This is a genomic window from uncultured Faecalibacterium sp. (assembly GCF_900066275.1).
Classification (GTDB): Bacteria; Bacillota; Clostridia; order Oscillospirales; family Ruminococcaceae; genus Faecalibacterium; species Faecalibacterium taiwanense.
On the sequence record NZ_FMFG01000024.1, the window covers coordinates 1 to 17,122 of the forward strand.

A 17,122-nucleotide genomic window follows, 5' to 3' on the forward strand; every position below is an offset into this window, starting at 1 on the left:
GACGGCTTTTTCGGTTTAGCTGCGCGGGACTTTTTGGCTTTCGGTGCCTTTTCCTCGGCCTTGACTGCGGCGGAAAGGTCCGTCAGTGAGTTTTGTTCTCCGGCCTTTGCTTTGGCCTCCAACTCGCCCAGAGAGGGCGCATTGTTCAGCACGCCATCAATCATATTTCTGTTCTGTTCGGTGGAAAGTTCTGCGGTGCGCAGCGGATTTTCCCGTAAGAACTCCGGCACCTGCTGGAAGCCCACACTGTCGCAGTAGTGGGCGGTGTCGTGGCCGTTCTGATGCAACACCACCACATCCGAAACGGACAGCGAATGCCCCTTAAAGTCTGCCGGATGGTCTACATTGAATGTACGGTAGATGTCCTCCAATGTGGTACCAGCAGTCAGCGGCGCGGCATACACCTCCATATAGTTGGCCTTGTCCACAGTCCGGCCAGCGGCCTGCAGGCGGTCGTAGGTCTCAAAACGGTAATCGCGGGTGGAATCCTCATTGCGCAGCTGGTAGATGATGGGAATAACTTTCTGCTGTTCTGTTGTGGACTGTACCGGCGGTGGGATGTTGGCCGCATCCCGCAGGATTTCCGATACAGGAAAAGACAGCACCCGGTATTCCTCCGGCACAGGCTGGCCCTCGTAGACTTTCTGCCATTCGTCCCCGCTTTTGACAAGGTAGCCGTACTGGGTGAACACTCCCTGCTCCTGCTGGGCCACATACCGGCCAAACTGTGCCGTGTCGATGCCTCCTTTCCATTCCTCTGGCATATCCACCATGCCGGAGCGGTTCAAGTAGTAGTCGCCCAGCTGGGCAGGCCCGTGTACTTCTGGCAGATGTACATAATAGTCCACGTTTTCGGGAAAGTCGGTAATTTTCCCGATGCTGGAAAGCTCACTCTGCGGGGCTTGCAGAGCGGCGTTCAGTTCTGCACGTTCCCCGGTAGAGAGTGTTTCCAGTCGTGATGCCAGAAAGTTCAGTTCGTCCACATTGGATGCCAGCACCATGTTATAAGGAATTGCAAAGCGTTTTTCTTCCTCGGCAAAGTAGCCGGAAACGAAAAGGCCCTGCGGATTATCGGACGAAATGCCGATTTGCCGCAGGGCCGCTTGTACCTGTTCGGTTGTAGTGGGCAGGTCCAGCCAGACGCCATCCCTGCCTTGATGCTGCCGATTTTGCAGCTGGATGGAAAATAATTCGCTCATTTGGTCACACTCCTTTTTTGCTATCCTACGGATAGAGAGAGCCGGTTATGGCAAAATGAATGCTTCACCTTACCATAACCGGCCCTCGTAATTTTATTATGAACTTATCCGGAATCTGTTAAAGGGACATATAAATATACCCATACGACTTTTCAAGCCGTTCAGGTGGAATTGTGATATTGGAATTTGCAAGAATTTCGCCAAATTCTTTTAGACCTGCTGTTACTTGATCTGAAAGAAAATTTAGATAGCTTTCGATTGTTGTGAACTCCGAACCTTTATACCAAAAATCCGTTAAAGAATCATTTTCTTTCAAATCTTTTCTAGTGATTTCCCAACAGGTAGTACGCAAAGGCCTGTATTTGTCACAAGCCTTTAGATAGCGTCCGACATCTTCATCTTTTAAGTCATCAAACGGAAAATGAAAAGAGCTAGTGTATTCAGACAATGGGACAGATTCCATTTTGAGCTGTTTTAATCGCGTTAATGTCCATTTGTCTGCAATTATATCTGTAAATTCATTCCACGTCATCAAACGTACATTTGAAAGGTTTGCAGCCTCAATCGCACCGGATTGGAAGCCAGCTTGTGAAATCAAAAGACCTAATGATGCACCAGAATCTTGTACAACCGTTCTGAATGCGTGAACTTTTTCTTTTGGAACTGAAGAATTCCAAAATTTACATTCACACACAATTCTTTTAACCAATTCATCAGGAGATTCGACCAAAACATCAACTTCCACTTTACCACGGACGGTATCAATTGTACAAGGGCTAACTGCTCGATATCCCGATTGATTTAGAAGCAGCGCAACATCGTCCTGCAACTCTTTCCAAGTAGCTGGACATCTATCTGTAAATTTCATTACGGCATCTTCCTGCAAAGTTCCTTTAGTTAAGTTTATTTTATCACATTATAGAATCCCTCGCAATTCGGTAATTGACGTACTTGCCTCCCGTATCAGCCAGAAGCACCGTTGCATCATAGGTTTTGCCTGTCTTTTCGGAATAGAGGCCCTTGACCTTTGCCTTACCGTTTTTGAGCAGAGCGGCGGCGATCTTCGGGGTGAACACCTTTTTTCGCTGCTCAAAGAAGCGGTCATTCTTCCACATTACGAACTGACAGCCACGATTTCCGCAGTAGAAGTTTTTCTTGCCCTCGTAGACGTTTTCACCACACCGGGGACACTTGCCGATGATAACCCGTTCCGACTGGAACAGGTTTTGTTTGTCCGCGCTGATGCAGGAGTAGGTCTTGATCAGCTGACGCACCTGCGCTTCAATTTCGGCCATGAACTCGTCCGGGTCTGCATTGCCCTTGGCAATCTCGGTCAGACGGTTTTCCCATTCAGCAGTCAGAGCGGGAGAGGTCAGGCTTTCCGGCAGAACCACCGCCAGATTGATGCCGTCCTTGGTGGGGACAAGCTGCTTGCCCTTGCGCTGCACAAAGCCCATTTGCACCAGTTTTTCCAGAATCGCCGCACGGGTGGCCGGAGTGCCCAGCCCCTTACGTTCCGCTTCCTCCGGCATATCCTCGGCCCCTGCCCGCTCCATTGCCGACAGGAGCGTATCTTCGGTGTAGGCTTTTGGCGGGGACGTGAAATGTTCCAAAATGTCAGTTGTCACGGAAAAGTTCTGTCCCTCGGCCAGTTCCGGCAGTGCGTTCAAAACTTCTTCCTCGGTATCGGCTTTCAGGGTGGCGCGGAACCGCTGGTCGATCTCTTTCCAACCGGGAATAAGCACCGTCTTTCCCTTGGCGGTGAACTCGTTCCCGGCGCAGGAGAACACGGCGGCCACGGTTTCGTATTCATGGGGTACAGCCACGGCGCAGAGCAGCTTGGCGCAGACAAGGTTCATCAGCTTGCACTCACTTTCCGCAAGGCCGGTGAAGCCCTGTTTTACAAATTCAGCAGTGGGAATGATGGCGTGGTGGTCCGATACCTTTTTGCTGTTCAGTACCCGGCCCACTTCCGCAGTCAGCGCAAGTCCTTGGGCAAAGGGCAGCAGCCCCAGCAGATCAGACACAAGATGTTGTACCGTCTGGCCCATGTCCTCGGTCAGATATTGGCTGTCCGTGCGGGGATAGGTCAGCAGTTTCTTTTCATAAAGCTGCTGGGCATAGTCAAGGGTCTGCTTTGCCGTGAAGCCGAACAGGCGGTTTGCCTCCCGCTGCAAGGTGGTCAGGTCATAAAGTTTGGGCGGCTGTTCCGCCTTTTTCTCTCGCCGAATGGACGTGCAGACTGCATTTGCACCTGTGCATTTTTCTTTGAGAGAATTTGCGGTTTCTGCATCCGCAATGCGCCCACTGTCTGCTTTCAGGCTGCCGGAATGGATGCCGACCGTGTAATACTTTTCTTTCTGGAAGCGCAGGATTTTTGCATCCCGGTCCACCAGCATTTTCAGCGTCGGGGTCTGCACCCGGCCTACCGTCAGGGTTTTGTGATACAGCACCGAAAACAGTCGCGTTGCATACCCAGCGGAAGGCTGGACACAAGGCCCTGCTCCTGCTGGTAGTCCAGCCGGACAAGGGAGCAGTTGTACTTCTGGGCCACACCCGCCGCTTGGAACACATCGTTGCCCAGCTTTTGCTTGGTGTCGGCCACATTCAGCACTAAAAAAGTCAGCATGAAAAGCCGTTCGTTCCGGGTCTGCAATTTGTTCAGCAGCTTTTTGGCGTCCTCGCCGTAAGTGGCAAGGTCGCTGGGCAGGATGTCCATGTCGTACCCGGAACGGACAGCCTTTTTCTGCTCCTGAATTGGAGTTCCATCTTTTCAGTTTCCGTCACACGGAACTTGATGATGTGCGTTTTGTTGTTCGGCGTGTCGTGGCGGTGGGTCGTGCTGGGTTTCGTTTTGACATTCGTTTTGTTCATTGAACCTCCTGTCGTTTCGCTAGCTCCTCGGTGGAGCTATGTAAGCACGACACGCCGTTCTTTCGCACCGCAAGGTGCGAATATGAGCAGGGTTTGGGGCAGGTACGCCCCAACAAGATCACATCAAAACTCGCAAGAGTTGCAGATGTGAAGTCCCGGTGGAGCACAACATTTTCAAGAATTGAAAATTTGTGGCCACGGGACGGTTCTTGCTCTCCACCGCTGCGCTCAAAACGCATTTCCGAAAGTTGTTTCCGAATTGTTAAGACGCAAAAATAAGTAGAGAGTTCCGCTGCTCGTGTATGTTGATCGCCGTTTGCTCCGAACGAAGTTCCTGCCCCTGTTTTGCAGCGGCGTTGGCCGAAAAGCCGGTATCACGCTCGGACGGCTCATGAAATTCTCAAGGTACGGCTTCCCCAAAAAGAAAATACCGCCCACGCAGTACAGGCGAAGGATTTTGTCGGGTGAAACAGACGGCAAAATGATCGGGTGTGTTGCGGGGCGGTAAATCTTCGCAGGAAATAAAACCGCACAGAATCGTTTCTTTACAGAAATCGCTGTGGATTTGTTGGGAATGATAACATAAGTATTGATGTGTGTCAACACTTCAGGATAATGAATACATCAGATGAATGAAACACACAAAGTACAAGCAAAAGCAAAGCAATGTTTTAGGAGAATGTTTTAATTTTCGCAGTTCAGGCGGACTTGGACGGTAAACACACCGTCTTTCTTTTTCGTATAGAAGTCACCATGGTTCTCCTGAACGATACGATTTATATTTTTTAGTCCGTAACCGTGATACTCTCCGATGCGGATTCCGCGAGAAGTATCACTGTATGGGTTTTCCAGCCGATAGAAGAGGCTTCGATACTGCTTGCGCAGCTGTAGATGAATGATTCTCTGTTCCGCTGGCAGGTCGCAACAGGCTTCGATGGCATTGTCAAATGTGTTTCCGATAATGATGCTCAAAGACAACGATGAGATCGTCAGGACTTCAGGAATCGTCACATCCAGTTTGACGTTGATGTTATTCCTTTCCGCAATTCGTAAGTAATAATTCAAAAGAGCATCAACAACAGGATTTCCGACCGCAGAAATATTTGTGGGACGCTCGAAAACATCCGTGGCAGCCTGCGCAATCTTGTGAAGTTCTTCGGTATCACCGTGTTCTGCAACTGCCTGCATCGCCAGGATGTATTTCTTCACATCATGCCGCAGAGAACGGACTTCTTCCTGGCGTTCTTTGAGCTGCTGGTAGTATTCCATTTGAAGATTGTACTGCTGTTCGTTGAACTTAACTTTGAATTTTTCCAGTTCATTTTCCCGGAGAGCTTCCACATAGAACACGATCAGGATGTTTATAAGGAGAAGCACCGCCATAAGACCGACCATATAATCCGGGAAATACTCATCCGCAGCATGATACTGTGCCACATAACAGACAGCAATACTTGCGATTTGAATCGCAATGATCGGCAGCAGCCATAGGATACGCAGAGCATTTCCTTTTCGGCTGAAAAAATGTGAGATCAGGACTACGAGTGGAATTTGAATCAGGTTTGAAAAAACAACATAGACCAACCGTGCTGCCCCAGCCTGCATTAGAATGTCGGTATCCGGGATACGCAGCCCAATCAGAAGCATTGCAAGCACTTCCACCAAAGCAATCAGTGTGAAGAAAGCTCCGCTTGCAAAAACCGCCTGCCACGGTCGAACCTCATAGAACAGCAATGCAAGGAAAAATCCGCCAACTAAAAGATAGATCGTGCGCTGCGTTACCCAATCCGGGAATAAACTCAAAGCGCACTGCCCAGCGATCAAGAGTGCAACATATGACGCATAGAACCACCTTGAGACGGGTTCCTTTTTGGGAAACAGCCGACCGATAAAAAGCAGCAACAGGGCAATGTTGGCAAAGCTCCCTGCAAACTCAACGAAATAATAAAGCATCATCTTCCCAAATAAGCGTTGAAGATCTGATTGAACTCCTGACGCTTCCTCCTGCTAATCGGCAGCTGATGTCCGCTGGAAAGAAAAACAGCGGTTCCCGTAGCGTAAACAATGTGTTCCATGTTGACGAGATAACTTTTGTGTGGTGACACAAAGCACCGTTTGGGAAGTTGCTCCAAGGCTTCAGGAATGCTCATTCGCAATGTAAGGTCTTGCTCCTTACAGTGAATCAGAACTTTATGTCCGTGGCTTTCCAGAAAGTAAATGTCCGATGTTTCCAAGGACATGGTAATACCATCGTATTCGATCGTAAAATGTTTGGAGTTCAGTTCCTGAAGGACGGCATCCATTGCCGCAGCGAACAGTGTCTGATCCAAAGGTTTGACAAGGTAGCGGAATGCAACGCCATATCCCTGCACAGCGTACTCATGCCGCTTCGTGACAAATACCACCAAAGGATGCTTCTCCATTTGGATCAAAGACTGCGCCAGCTGAAAACCGTTGGATGGCATCTCGATATCGAGAAGAAGCAGATCAAAGGATTTCTTCTGCATTTGCAATTCGCTCAGAAGTTCGTTTCCATCCATGTAAGTTTCAATGTCAAAGCAGCCTTGCACATCGTACTGCTGGACGCTTTGAACAATGCCATCAAGGTCTGATTTCTCATCATCGCAGACTGCAACGTGGTACTTCAGCATTTCGACAACCTCCACAAAATAATGTCCTGCTACTATTATAGACTGTGCAAAGGCTCCTTACAAGTAGCCTGACCTACCACTTTTGTCACCAGAACGACCAGTTTTGCCAAACCTCTTGATTTTGCTGAAATTTATGATACAGTGAAGCAAAAATCAGAAGATAAGGTGGCGCAACTGCAATGTGGGAACGCACGCTGTCTCAAAAATCAGTCCGTCTTTTCTGCGAGCAAAAAGTGATAGATGAAGCAAAGGCGGATGCGTATGTCTATGGGTACGAGTTGCTCATATCATCTGTTGTGAGCGTTCTGCTTGTTGTTTTAATCGCTGTTGTGTGTGGTGATGTGCGGTACGCACTTTCATTTTTGATTGGGTTTATCCCACAGCGAATCTACATTGGCGGATACCATGCAACATCGCACACCAGATGCTATTTGGCATTCTCCGGACTGGCACTTATCTGCATTTTGCTAAGTAAGGCAATCGCAGCAAATCACCTTTTCCGTATCCTGACAACAGTAGCTCTTTTGGGCATCTCTATCTTTCTCTCACCTATCGAAGCAAAGAATAAGCCTTTAAGTGAAAAGAAGCGGTCAAGTTACAAGATGGTCGCATCTGTTCTTTCGTCAATAGATTTCCTGCTTGCCATTTTTAATGTGCTTCCGTATACACGTCATGTAGTTTGCTACTATCTCTCCAAATGGGTATTGATTGTATTCTCAACAATTCCTTTGGTTCAACAAAAATTTAATGCCAACTTTTGTAGATAGGGAGGTGATAACATGAAAAAAAACAAATGGGTGCTGCTTCTTATCGCTTTTGTTGCATTTTTGGTATTGGTTTATTTTATTGGTGCTTGCCTTAATGCAACGGCAGAGGCATTGACAATTATTTCGCTCTGCATCGGCATACTGGTCATTTATTTAGTCGTAAAAGCAATCAAATCAAAATAAGGAAAGGAAAATGTGATCATGAGTACAAGAAAATTCATCAAAAAACTTACGGCGAGTCTGCTTTTTATTGCGGTTGTAATGTCGTTTGGCGTTCAGTCTGCCTTCGCTGAATCGAATTCACCGAAAGCTACCGTTAAGAACAATGTTGTTACTTTTAGCAATCTCGATCAACTGAAGGCAAACGAGAAGCTCGCAATTGCGGTAGTTGACAGTAATGGTGATCCAGCAACTATTACTATCGAGTCAGTGGACAATTCAATTTCTCGTGTAGCGAAATCGTCGAATTCTTGGAAGGTTTCGTATAAGGGAGTGGTGATTCATGCATATTTTTATATGACAGTGACGAATAACAAAGTCACAAATGCATGGGACTATTCGATTACAACTTTGGGTTCCACATATAGTGATGCAAGTTTGACGTATAACTCCAGTTCGGCAAAACTCACCTTTACCAGTAACGCTTATAATGGTATTGCTTCTCATACTTGCTGGCTGAAGGGAACTCCTCGCGGAACAAACAATGAAGTCGATGTAACGTATTCTATGTAATGTGGAGGACAATATGAAACAGAATTCACAAAAACTGATTTTTTTCCTGAGTAAAATTACATGTGCTTTTGCAATGGCGATTGCAGTCTTAAGTGTGAATAGCACCTGCTGCTTTACAGCGTATCAGCCGGATGTCCCTGAATCGCTTGATCGCAACTAAACTCATATGATAGACATTATATCAAAAACGATGTGAGGTGATAGAATATGAAAGATGTATCTCGAAGAGAATTCTTGAAAACTTTATGTTTAGGCATAACAGTAGCCGCTTTACAAAATTTGCCAATGACAACGGCTTTTGCAGACAGTGCAATCAGTAAAACAAAAATTATTTCTAAAAGCGACCGTGAAAATTTGGTGGCTACTGTTGCAAGAACTGTGCAAGTGTCCTACAAAATAGATAAAAATACGATCATTGAAGTAACTCGCTTTACTGATATTGATGGACAAAATGTTACCTTGAACCGGAGCGTTAAAGAAGATGGTACAGGTGAACTTGTCTATACGAAAGCCCAAAAAACGAAAAAAAGCAAATTGACCAATCAAAGCTATGATGTCTTTTTGAAATTAGCAACTTCAAAATCTATGCCTCAAACAAGGGGAGCCACTGTTGGAAGTGATGTTACAGGATCACAGTATAAGCATATATTTGTATCAAATCTCAGCTATACAATTGACAATACGGCGATTGCGCAAATTGAGATTGGTGGAGTTGAAACTGCAGCAAGCCTTTTAATTACTGGGTTGCACTTGCCGGGAAGCACTGCTGTTACGGTTGGATCCTTTTTGGTTAGTGTGGTTCTAGCTACTTCTCCATCGAAAGTTGTTATAAATCAATCGCTGTATGAAGTCCATTTCGCATATGATAATAGCTACTATACCCATTGCTATCATGATATTTTGTATTCGTATGATTCCGGTGGACACCTTATGGATACTACAAAATCGTACCATCAAGCTGTGGGAGGCTAAGAATGAAAAAAGGCAAAAGCAACTTTTTTCTTATTGCTCCTTTTGCCCTTTGGGGCTGCATTTCAGTATGGACTAGTAATCTTGTCCGATTGACAGATAAAAGCGCAGTACCTTATGCTTGGGCTTCTTTGTTTTTCTCATATGGAATCGTAGCAGTGCATTATATCCAAGTGGCAGTATCCTCCAAAGGCTGTAACAATGCCGAAAACGAAAAAATTGCATGGGTTCAGCTTGGGCTTTCAACTTTGTTCTTGATAGTAGCTGTTGTTCTAGCTATTCAATGAAGGAAAGCAAAGTAATCACCCAAAGCAGTGTAAGGTCACAATATTTTCTATTCCAGCAGTATTCTAGTAGTTTCAGCATTTGTATGGTTCACATTTATTTGCCGAGGAGTATACACCTGAAGGGGAAAATTTAATGAAGGTGATTCCAATGGAGCTTTAGTGTATTGAGTGAAGAAAAAAATAAATTAGGAGGCAGTATACTATGACTAACAAAATCAAACGGCTGATTTCCATTCTATTGGTCACGGTTTTATTTCTCCTGACCATTCAGCCAGCATTTGCAACTGGAAATAAGAGAAAGATCGATGATTATTCGATAGAAGAACTTCTCAATCTTTCTGTGCAAGAACAAGAGAATCTCGGATTTTATGTTTTGGCCGAGGTTCCAATGCGCATTCCTGTTTCTAATACAGACGGCTCAAGAGTTGTATCGTATATTGATGGAACATGGAGAGTTCTTTATACAAAGGCCAATGGATTGGGCTTTTATATGAGTGGAACTACCGTCGGTATTGGCCCGGATTTAATAAAAAATGTTTCAGGAACGGATTACTACACGAGCTATTCCGATAACATCGAACGAAGCTGCCCATTTTCAACGACAGCACTAGTTCCAGAACAAAGTATATATAATACAACCTATACATATGACTTCTATGATGTTGGAACTTATCTTGATTGCAGCGTTGGGTGTTATTTTGGAGTGGTTGGCTCAAGCAAACCAATCTATTGGAGTGCAACTACACAAGTTACCATCCCGAAATTATGATTTTGACCAGCTATGGATGAAATTGTTTTTGAACCCAGTGATGTCAATATGTTAGCAGCTTTAGGCATCGTCGAAAGTGTAAAGTTGTTTCCGTTTATGTTATCAATGGGAGAACTTCAATATGCTTGCGATTCAGAATATCGTTGCAAACAATTCGTGAATTGCCTTTCAGAATATTATCCTGACAGCCAAATTGAAGCTAGACAACTGTGGTCGAAATATCATGGTACAGCGAATGCGGTTCAATGTGATATGATAAATCATAAGCCACTGCGTGTTTGGGTCAGGAGTTCTGCCGATTGTTGGTGCGGCATTTATTATATTTGTTACTATGCAGCAAAGTATGGTACAAATAGAATTTTGCTTGCATCCAGAGAAGGTCTGAAAGAATTTATGGAAGGGAAAACCGATAAGATCTCACAAAAGTATTTGACGGAAGAAACTATTACTGAGTATGCCAAAAGATGGGGAAAGCTATTAAACGAAAACACCTCCATGCGTATTTGGCATGCGAACGATGTTAAAAGCGTTAACATAGATTATTTCGACCAGAGAATTATTAGTTTAGTATCGAGAATTCCTATTTCGGTTGGTGAACTTACCGCAGACGTATTAAAAGCGATTTCTGCTCCGGTAAGTGACTGGTATGTCATGAAACGCATAGAAGCACTTTTGAAAAAGGGTGTTCTTCAAGTCGTTATTCCAAACAAAATCTTTTATAATACCATCGTCCAGCTAAACGAAGAATAAAGGAATCCGAGCAAGTCGGCCCAACAGTCACCTCATTTCAACGAGAGGGGTGGCTGTTGGGTCAATTGTTCAAAAAGAAAAACTGAAGATAATAAAAAGTCTTGATTTCTCCATCAAAACATGGTATATACATTATACGAAACAGTGCTTTGAAAGAACGCTCCACCGTTCAATGACGTGTAAAGAGAGGTGCTTGCCATGACCGCTGTGATCTACGCCCGCTATTCCAGTGATAACCAGCGCGAAGAATCCATCGAAGGCCAGATTCGTGAATGCACGGCCTATGCCGAAAAGAATGACATCACTATCGTCAAGCACTACATTGACCGCGCCATCTCTGCCAAGACGGATAATCGCCCTCAATTCCAACAGATGATAAAGGACAGCGACAAGAAGCTGTTTGATATTGTTCTGGTCTGGAAACTTGACCGCTTTGCCCGGAATCGCTACGACAGTGCCCGGTATAAGACCCAGCTGAAGAAGAACGGTGTCAAGCTCATGTCGGCTACGGAGATCATCTCCGAGGGGCCAGAGGGTATCATTCTGGAATCGGTTCTGGAGGGCTATGCAGAATACTACTCTGCCGACCTTGCCGAAAAGGTTGTCCGTGGACAGACAGAGAACATCCTGAAAGGCCGCTGCAACGGTGGTCGTGGAACGTTTGGATATACGCTGGATTCCGAGCGGAAATTTCACATCGACCCGCTTGCCTCCCCTTTCGTGCTGGAATCGTTCACGAAGTATCGGGATGGCCTCACGATGAAAGAGATTCGGGACTGGCTGAATGAAAACGGCATCAAGAACCCGGTCGGAGGCGAATTTACTTACAACAGCGTGGAGCACATGCTCAAAAACCGGCGTTATATCGGAGAACTGAAATTCCGGGATGTGGTCGTGCCGGATGCGATTCCGCCCATCGTGCCGCTGGAACTGTTCGATGATGTGCAGGAAAAGATTGCCAAAAACAAGAAAGCCCCTGCCCGAAGAAAGGCAGAGGACGATTACCTGCTGACAACCAAGCTGCACTGTGGTTGCTGCGGTGCGCTGATGTTTGGCGAAAGCGGCACAAGCCGGACGGGAGAAGTCCACCGCTACTATAAATGTGCCACGGCCAAAAAGAAGAAGGGCTGCAAGAAGAAAACTGTCCGCAAACAGTGGCTGGAAGATCTGGTGGTGAACCAGACCATGCAGCTTGTCCGGGACGATGCCGCCATGGAATCCATTATCGCCAAGGTCATGGAGCTGCAAGACCGAGAGAACACCAACCTTCCTCTCTATGAGAAACAGCTCCGGGATGCAGAATCGGGTATCCAGAATATGCTCAACGCAATTCAAGCCGGAATCCTCACCAGTTCCACCAAGGAACGGTTGGAACAGCTCGAAGAAACCAAGCGTGAGCTTGAAGCCCGCATTGCGGAAGAAAAGCTGGCAAAGCCAAAAATCAAAGAGGAATTTATCCGTTTCTGGCTGATGCGCTTCCGTAAACTGGACATGAGCCTGAAAGACCAGAGGCAAGCGTTGGTGGATACGTTCATCAATTCGATTTATCTGTACGATGATAAGGTTTTGATAACCTTTAACTATAAAGAAGGTACACAGACCATCACGTTTGAGGAAGCGGCCCAAGCCGCATCAAAGGAAAATGGTTCGGATTTGGATTGCTTTACTGCACCAAGAAAAACCAGTACACAATGTGTACTGGTTTTTCTTTTTCGGTGCGGAAGAGGACTTGAACAGCAACGACGACGACCGCAGCCAGCGGCTGAAACAGGGAGGAGTTGCTGGGGCCGCGTTCTGATTTTTCAAAGCCCTGCCAAGGGGCTGCAGAAAAATCAGAAAACGCAACCCGTAAGGCCCTGACCACCAGATTCCGCTGCGGTTCCCAACCTGTAGGAATGTCTACCGGGAGGCTGCCGCTAAAATAGAAAATCCGAACCTTTTCTCGATAGGAGAAGTGTTCGGATTTTTTGTATTCTTCGGAAAATTGAACGATTATCCAATCTTATGCGTAAGCCTTCCTCTCCCGGAATTCCTGTGGCGTCATATGATAAAGCTCAGTGAACTTCCGGTAGAAAAAACCAAGATTGTCATAGCCGACCTTTTGTGCGATTTCGTAGATGGGGAAATCTGTATTCGTCAGATAAAAGCAGGCCTGGCACATTTTTTGCAGGATAACCAGTTCTTTGAAGGTGCGCCCGGTTTCTTTTTTGATGAAAGCACTGAGATAATTGGGATGGAAGCCAAAATGGTCGGCGGTGCTCTGCAAGGTGACGGTTAGATAGTTTGCTTCCAGATAATCCAGAATATCCACGATCTTCCACTGGCTTTTGGCCTTTGGTGAAAAGCTCTGACTGCGGTACTGTCGAAGAATTTGGCAGAACAGCACGATCATATAGGCATCGATCATTTTGTCGCCGCAAATTTGTGGGTCATAGGATTCGCAGAGAATGCTTTGAATGACCGCATGGATCGGCGTCTCCTCCCGGTTGTGGAACAATAGATATTGGTCGTGAGCCGCCTCCGAAGAAAGGGTGTTGATCAAAAAACCATTGATGATACCGTTGTTGCCCAGACGCTGTAAAAAGCCCTGTGTCAGATATTCCTTTTTCATTTCAATCGTAATGACGATATCGTTTTTGCCCAGTGGCTCGATGCTGTGGGGGACATGAGTATCCAGCATACAGATATCGCCTTGCGCCATCTGTATGCTCTGACCGTTGATTATCTGGGTGCAGTGTCCGGAATACACATACAAAAATTCAATCACCGAGTGGATATGCTCTGGAATAACGGTAAAACGGGATTCCTTGTTGACACAAACCGAACGATTTTTCAAAAGGCTTCCGAAATTGAACTGGTACATCTCCCGCCCGTTATAGACCACTTTGGGGATATTGCGATAGCGGGGCGAAAGCTGCGGTGGCTGTTCGCGGAGATGCCGCTGCTCCGATTCGGTGTACTGAAATAGAAATGTTTCCAGCTGTTGATTGGTCATGGTATCACCTCAAAGCAAGCATATCATATTAAGTTTGGTAAGTTAAGTCCTTTTTTGTGGAAATTGAAAACTTTGTCGAAATCCGGTATGATAAGGATGCCGGCAAGAGAAAGAACGAATGCAGGCTGCACGCATTGGGAACATCCAAGCGACAGCAGCCAGAATAAAACTGCGGTGCCCCGCACAAGGAGGACTTTTCATGAGTACAACGAAATCTGAATATACGCAGCTTTGTACAGAAATTCTGGACGCTGTCGGCGGAAGCAAAAATATCAAGAACGTATTTCACTGCATCACTCGTCTGCGCATCGTTCCGGTCAACCGTGACGCAGTGGACATGGATAAATTAAGTAAAGTCAGCGGCATTCTGAAGGTCGTAGAATCCAGCGGCCAGATCCAGTGCGTCATCGGCACTACCGTGCCGGAAGTGTACGAAGAGTTTCTTGCAATGTCCGGTGTGGCTGCCGGCGGTGCTGTGGAGGCAGAGCCTGCCACAGATGATGTGCCGGAGAAAAAGCCCAACATCATCACCCGGGGTCTGAATACACTGGCATCCTGTGTGACGCCCGGTCTGTATGCCATTGTGGCAGGCGGTATGATCAAGGGTATTGTCTCCCTGCTCACTGCGATCGGTCTGGTATCGTCCAAGTCGGATATCATCACCGTGCTCAACGCTGTGGGCGATGCACCCTTCTACTTTATGCCGTTCATCATTGGCTACGCAGCAGCAAAGCGGTTCAAGGTCAAGGAGATCTTCGGCATCATGACTGCCGGTATCCTGATGTACTCCACCTTCCTCTCGCCGAAAGAAGGCATCACCGGTTATGCCTTTGGCCCTATCAATATCCCTGCCTATAACTACAAGGGTTCTATCTTCCCGGTTATTCTGTCGGTGTGGATCTTCTCCATCATTTTCCATCTCATCGACAAGCATATGCCCAAAAATCTGCGCATCGTCTTTTCCGGTGCGCTGTCTTTCCTGATCTCTGCACCGCTGTTTCTGGGTTTTGCCGTTCCTCTGGGCAACTGGATCGCCAAGGGCATGACCAGTGGTTTTGCATGGCTGTTCACCCACGCTGGTCCGTTTGCAGGTGCGCTGTTCTGCGGCATCATTCCGCTTACCATTATCTTTGGCATCAAGGGCTGGTCTGCTGTAGAGCTGCAGAATCTGGAAGTTCTGGGTCATGACTATATGCTGCCCAACTTCTTCTACTCCAATCTGGCTGTTTCCGGTGCTGTTCTGGCATGGGCACTCAAGCAGAAGCCCAGTGAGCAGCGTTCTGCCGCTATTTCTACCGGCTTGGTCTGCATCCTTGGCATTACCGAGCCTGCCCTGTACGGTATTGCACTGCCGGAAAAGAAGCCTCTGTATGCTGCCATGGCAGGCGGTGCCATTGCCGGTGCCAGCGCCATGCTGATGGGTGTTGTGACCTATGCGTTCTCCATGCCCGGCATCACCAGCATCGCCACCTATGTGGATGGCGGCAACAACTTCTTTAAGCTGCTGATCGTTATGGCAATCGCATGGATATCCGGCTTTGTGATCTCCTTTGTGATGAACAAGAAGGAACAGTAAGAGAGGAGCGTATCATAATGAAAACAGGTTTTCCGAAAGACTTTCTCTGGGGCGGTGCTATGGCATCCTCTCAGGCAGAAGGTGCGTTTTTGCAAGATGGCAAAGGGCTGGATACGCAGGATCTGCGGTATTTCGACCCCAATTGGACGAAGGAAGAACGCGCCCAAAAATCCAACCGCCGCATGAACGACGAAAAATTCAAGGCCGCTCTTGCAGACCTTGAGGATCTGGAGCATTATCCGTTCCGTCATGGTATCGATTTTTATAACCGCTGGCAGGAAGATCTGGAACTGTTTGCGGAACTGGGCATCAAGGTGCTGCGCACCTCCATCTGCTGGGCACGCATCTTCCCCAATGGCGATGATGCACAGCCCAACGAGGCAGGGCTGAAGTTTTACATGGATCTGTTCGATGCCTGCCATGCCCATGGCATCAAAGTATTCGCTACCATTCTGCACTACAATATCCCGCTGCATCTGGTAACAGAGTACGGCGGCTGGAAGAGCCGCAAGACGGTGGAGTGCTATGTGCGCTACACCCGCACCCTGTTCGAGCGTTTGGGTGACCGGGTGGATTACTGGCTGCCCTTCAATGAGTTCAATGCCGGCAAGTTCAACCCCTACAACGGTGTATGCCTGATCGAAGATCAGGAAGAGGACTATCAGAACGCAATCTTCCAGTGCCTGCACCATCAGTTCATTGCCAATGCACTGACCATTCAGCAGGGGCACGAGATTCTGCCCGGCAGCAAGATCGGCGGCATGATCGCCCGATTCACCACCTACCCTGCCACCTGCAAACCGGATGATGTGATGCAGATGATCCTGGACGACCAGTATTCCAACTGGTTCTATCTGGATGTAATGACCCGCGGCAAGTACCCTGCCTATATGGAACGGTATTTTGAACAGCAGGGCATCCACATCGACTGGCAGCCCGGGGATGCTGAGATCCTGAAAAACAACAGCATCGATTTCGTGGCATTTTCCTACTACTTCTCGCAGGTGTCTACGACGGAGCAGGGCTGGGAAAAGACCAGCGGCAACCTGATCATGGCCAACAAGAATCCGTATCTGGAAACCAGCGAGTGGGGCTGGCAGAAGGATCCGGTGGGGTTGCGTGTCACCCTGAATCAGGTGTACGACCGCTACCAGCTGCCCGTATTTATTGCCGAAAATGGTCTGGGCGCTGTGGATAAGGTAGAGGCTGATGGCTCCATCCATGATCCCTACCGCATCGACTACATCAAAGCCCATGTGGAGCAGATGAAGGAAGCTGTCAAGGACGGCGTGGAGTTGATTGGCTATACTATGTGGGGCTTTATCGATCTGGTCTCCTGCGGCAGCATGGAAATGTCCAAGCGGTATGGCGTGATCTATGTGGATCAGGACGATGCCGGTCACGGCACACTGGCTCGCAGTAGAAAAGACAGTTTTTACTGGTATCAGAAGTGTATCGCCACCAATGGTGAAGACTTAGAAGGCTAAATGAAGGCCGGAACCGCAGGCAGGAAACTGTCTGCGGTTTTCGGCGTGTTCAGGGAGGGAAAGTTT

16 protein-coding genes and 2 pseudogenes are annotated in these 17,122 nt (G+C 47.3%); 11 read left to right on the forward strand and 7 right to left on the reverse strand.

Features of this window, described 5'->3' with window-relative positions:
• From QZL71_RS08815 to QZL71_RS08840, 6 genes and pseudogenes are all read right to left on the reverse strand, one after another.
• On the reverse strand, positions 1 to 1,199 hold a 1,199-nt coding region (locus QZL71_RS08815; protein WP_294648519.1), incomplete at its 3' end, for a YodL domain-containing protein.
• A 118-nt stretch (positions 1,200 to 1,317) separates the two neighbouring features.
• Entirely contained in the window at positions 1,318 to 2,067 is a 750-nt protein-coding gene (locus QZL71_RS08820; protein WP_294648520.1) for a restriction endonuclease, read from the reverse strand.
• A gap of 43 nt (positions 2,068 to 2,110) precedes the next feature.
• Positions 2,111 to 3,670: pseudogene (locus QZL71_RS08825) on the reverse strand (DNA topoisomerase); the annotation flags it as partial.
• Between the two features lie 2 nt (positions 3,671 to 3,672).
• A pseudogene (locus QZL71_RS08830) lies at positions 3,673 to 3,957 on the reverse strand (VirB4-like conjugal transfer ATPase); the annotation flags it as partial.
• An 800-nt stretch (positions 3,958 to 4,757) separates the two neighbouring features.
• Positions 4,758 to 6,029 carry a GHKL domain-containing protein gene (locus QZL71_RS08835; RefSeq protein ID WP_294648521.1) on the reverse strand — a complete coding sequence of 424 codons (1,272 nt, stop codon included), beginning with the start codon at positions 6,027 to 6,029 and terminating at the stop codon, positions 4,758 to 4,760.
• A complete protein-coding gene (locus QZL71_RS08840) occupies positions 6,026 to 6,724 on the reverse strand; it encodes a LytR/AlgR family response regulator transcription factor (protein ID WP_005943379.1) in 699 nt (232 codons plus the stop codon). The genes QZL71_RS08835 and QZL71_RS08840 overlap by 4 nt, the downstream gene beginning before the upstream one ends.
• A gap of 179 nt (positions 6,725 to 6,903) precedes the next feature.
• Between QZL71_RS08840 and QZL71_RS08845 the strand changes: the two genes are divergently transcribed.
• From QZL71_RS08845 to QZL71_RS08885, 9 genes are all read left to right on the forward strand, one after another.
• Positions 6,904 to 7,491 carry an accessory gene regulator B family protein gene (locus QZL71_RS08845; protein WP_005924490.1) on the forward strand — a complete coding sequence of 196 codons (588 nt, stop codon included), beginning with the start codon at positions 6,904 to 6,906 and terminating at the stop codon, positions 7,489 to 7,491.
• Positions 7,492 to 7,503: 12 nt separating this feature from the next.
• Entirely contained in the window at positions 7,504 to 7,674 is a 171-nt protein-coding gene (locus QZL71_RS08850; protein ID WP_005924488.1) for a hypothetical protein, read from the forward strand.
• 18 nt (positions 7,675 to 7,692) lie between these two features.
• Positions 7,693 to 8,223 carry a DUF5626 family protein gene (locus QZL71_RS08855; RefSeq protein WP_005934533.1) on the forward strand — a complete coding sequence of 177 codons (531 nt, stop codon included), beginning with the start codon at positions 7,693 to 7,695 and terminating at the stop codon, positions 8,221 to 8,223.
• Positions 8,224 to 8,236: 13 nt separating this feature from the next.
• The gene (locus QZL71_RS08860) at positions 8,237 to 8,383 is read left to right on the forward strand and encodes a cyclic lactone autoinducer peptide (RefSeq protein WP_081027705.1); all 147 of its coding nucleotides are present in this window, start codon (positions 8,237 to 8,239) and stop codon (positions 8,381 to 8,383) included.
• A 47-nt stretch (positions 8,384 to 8,430) separates the two neighbouring features.
• On the forward strand, positions 8,431 to 9,195 hold the full coding sequence (locus QZL71_RS08865; RefSeq protein WP_005934532.1) for a hypothetical protein: 765 nt from the start codon (positions 8,431 to 8,433) through the stop codon (positions 9,193 to 9,195).
• Between the two features lie 2 nt (positions 9,196 to 9,197).
• Complete coding sequence (locus QZL71_RS08870) at positions 9,198 to 9,479, forward strand: hypothetical protein (protein WP_005943373.1); 282 nt, start codon at positions 9,198 to 9,200, stop codon at positions 9,477 to 9,479.
• Positions 9,480 to 9,681: 202 nt separating this feature from the next.
• A complete protein-coding gene (locus QZL71_RS08875) occupies positions 9,682 to 10,248 on the forward strand; it encodes a hypothetical protein (protein WP_005934531.1) in 567 nt (188 codons plus the stop codon).
• Positions 10,249 to 10,260: 12 nt separating this feature from the next.
• On the forward strand, positions 10,261 to 10,998 hold the full coding sequence (locus QZL71_RS08880) for a DUF3658 domain-containing protein (protein ID WP_223387800.1): 738 nt from the start codon (positions 10,261 to 10,263) through the stop codon (positions 10,996 to 10,998).
• A 198-nt stretch (positions 10,999 to 11,196) separates the two neighbouring features.
• Complete coding sequence (locus tag QZL71_RS08885; protein ID WP_294648522.1) at positions 11,197 to 12,858, forward strand: recombinase family protein; 1,662 nt, start codon at positions 11,197 to 11,199, stop codon at positions 12,856 to 12,858.
• A gap of 142 nt (positions 12,859 to 13,000) precedes the next feature.
• Here QZL71_RS08885 and QZL71_RS08890 read toward each other — a convergent pair whose 3' ends face one another.
• The gene (locus QZL71_RS08890; protein WP_294648523.1) at positions 13,001 to 13,993 is read right to left on the reverse strand and encodes an AraC family transcriptional regulator; all 993 of its coding nucleotides are present in this window, start codon (positions 13,991 to 13,993) and stop codon (positions 13,001 to 13,003) included.
• Between the two features lie 199 nt (positions 13,994 to 14,192).
• On the opposite strand from QZL71_RS08890, the gene QZL71_RS08895 reads away from it, so the two are divergent.
• Together QZL71_RS08895 and QZL71_RS08900 are read left to right on the forward strand one after the other, a co-directional pair.
• Positions 14,193 to 15,569, forward strand: coding sequence for a PTS transporter subunit EIIC (locus QZL71_RS08895; protein WP_294648524.1), 1,377 nt, complete (start codon positions 14,193 to 14,195; stop codon positions 15,567 to 15,569).
• A gap of 17 nt (positions 15,570 to 15,586) precedes the next feature.
• A complete protein-coding gene (locus QZL71_RS08900) occupies positions 15,587 to 17,056 on the forward strand; it encodes a glycoside hydrolase family 1 protein (RefSeq protein WP_294648525.1) in 1,470 nt (489 codons plus the stop codon).
• Positions 17,057 to 17,122: the final 66 nt, after the last annotated feature.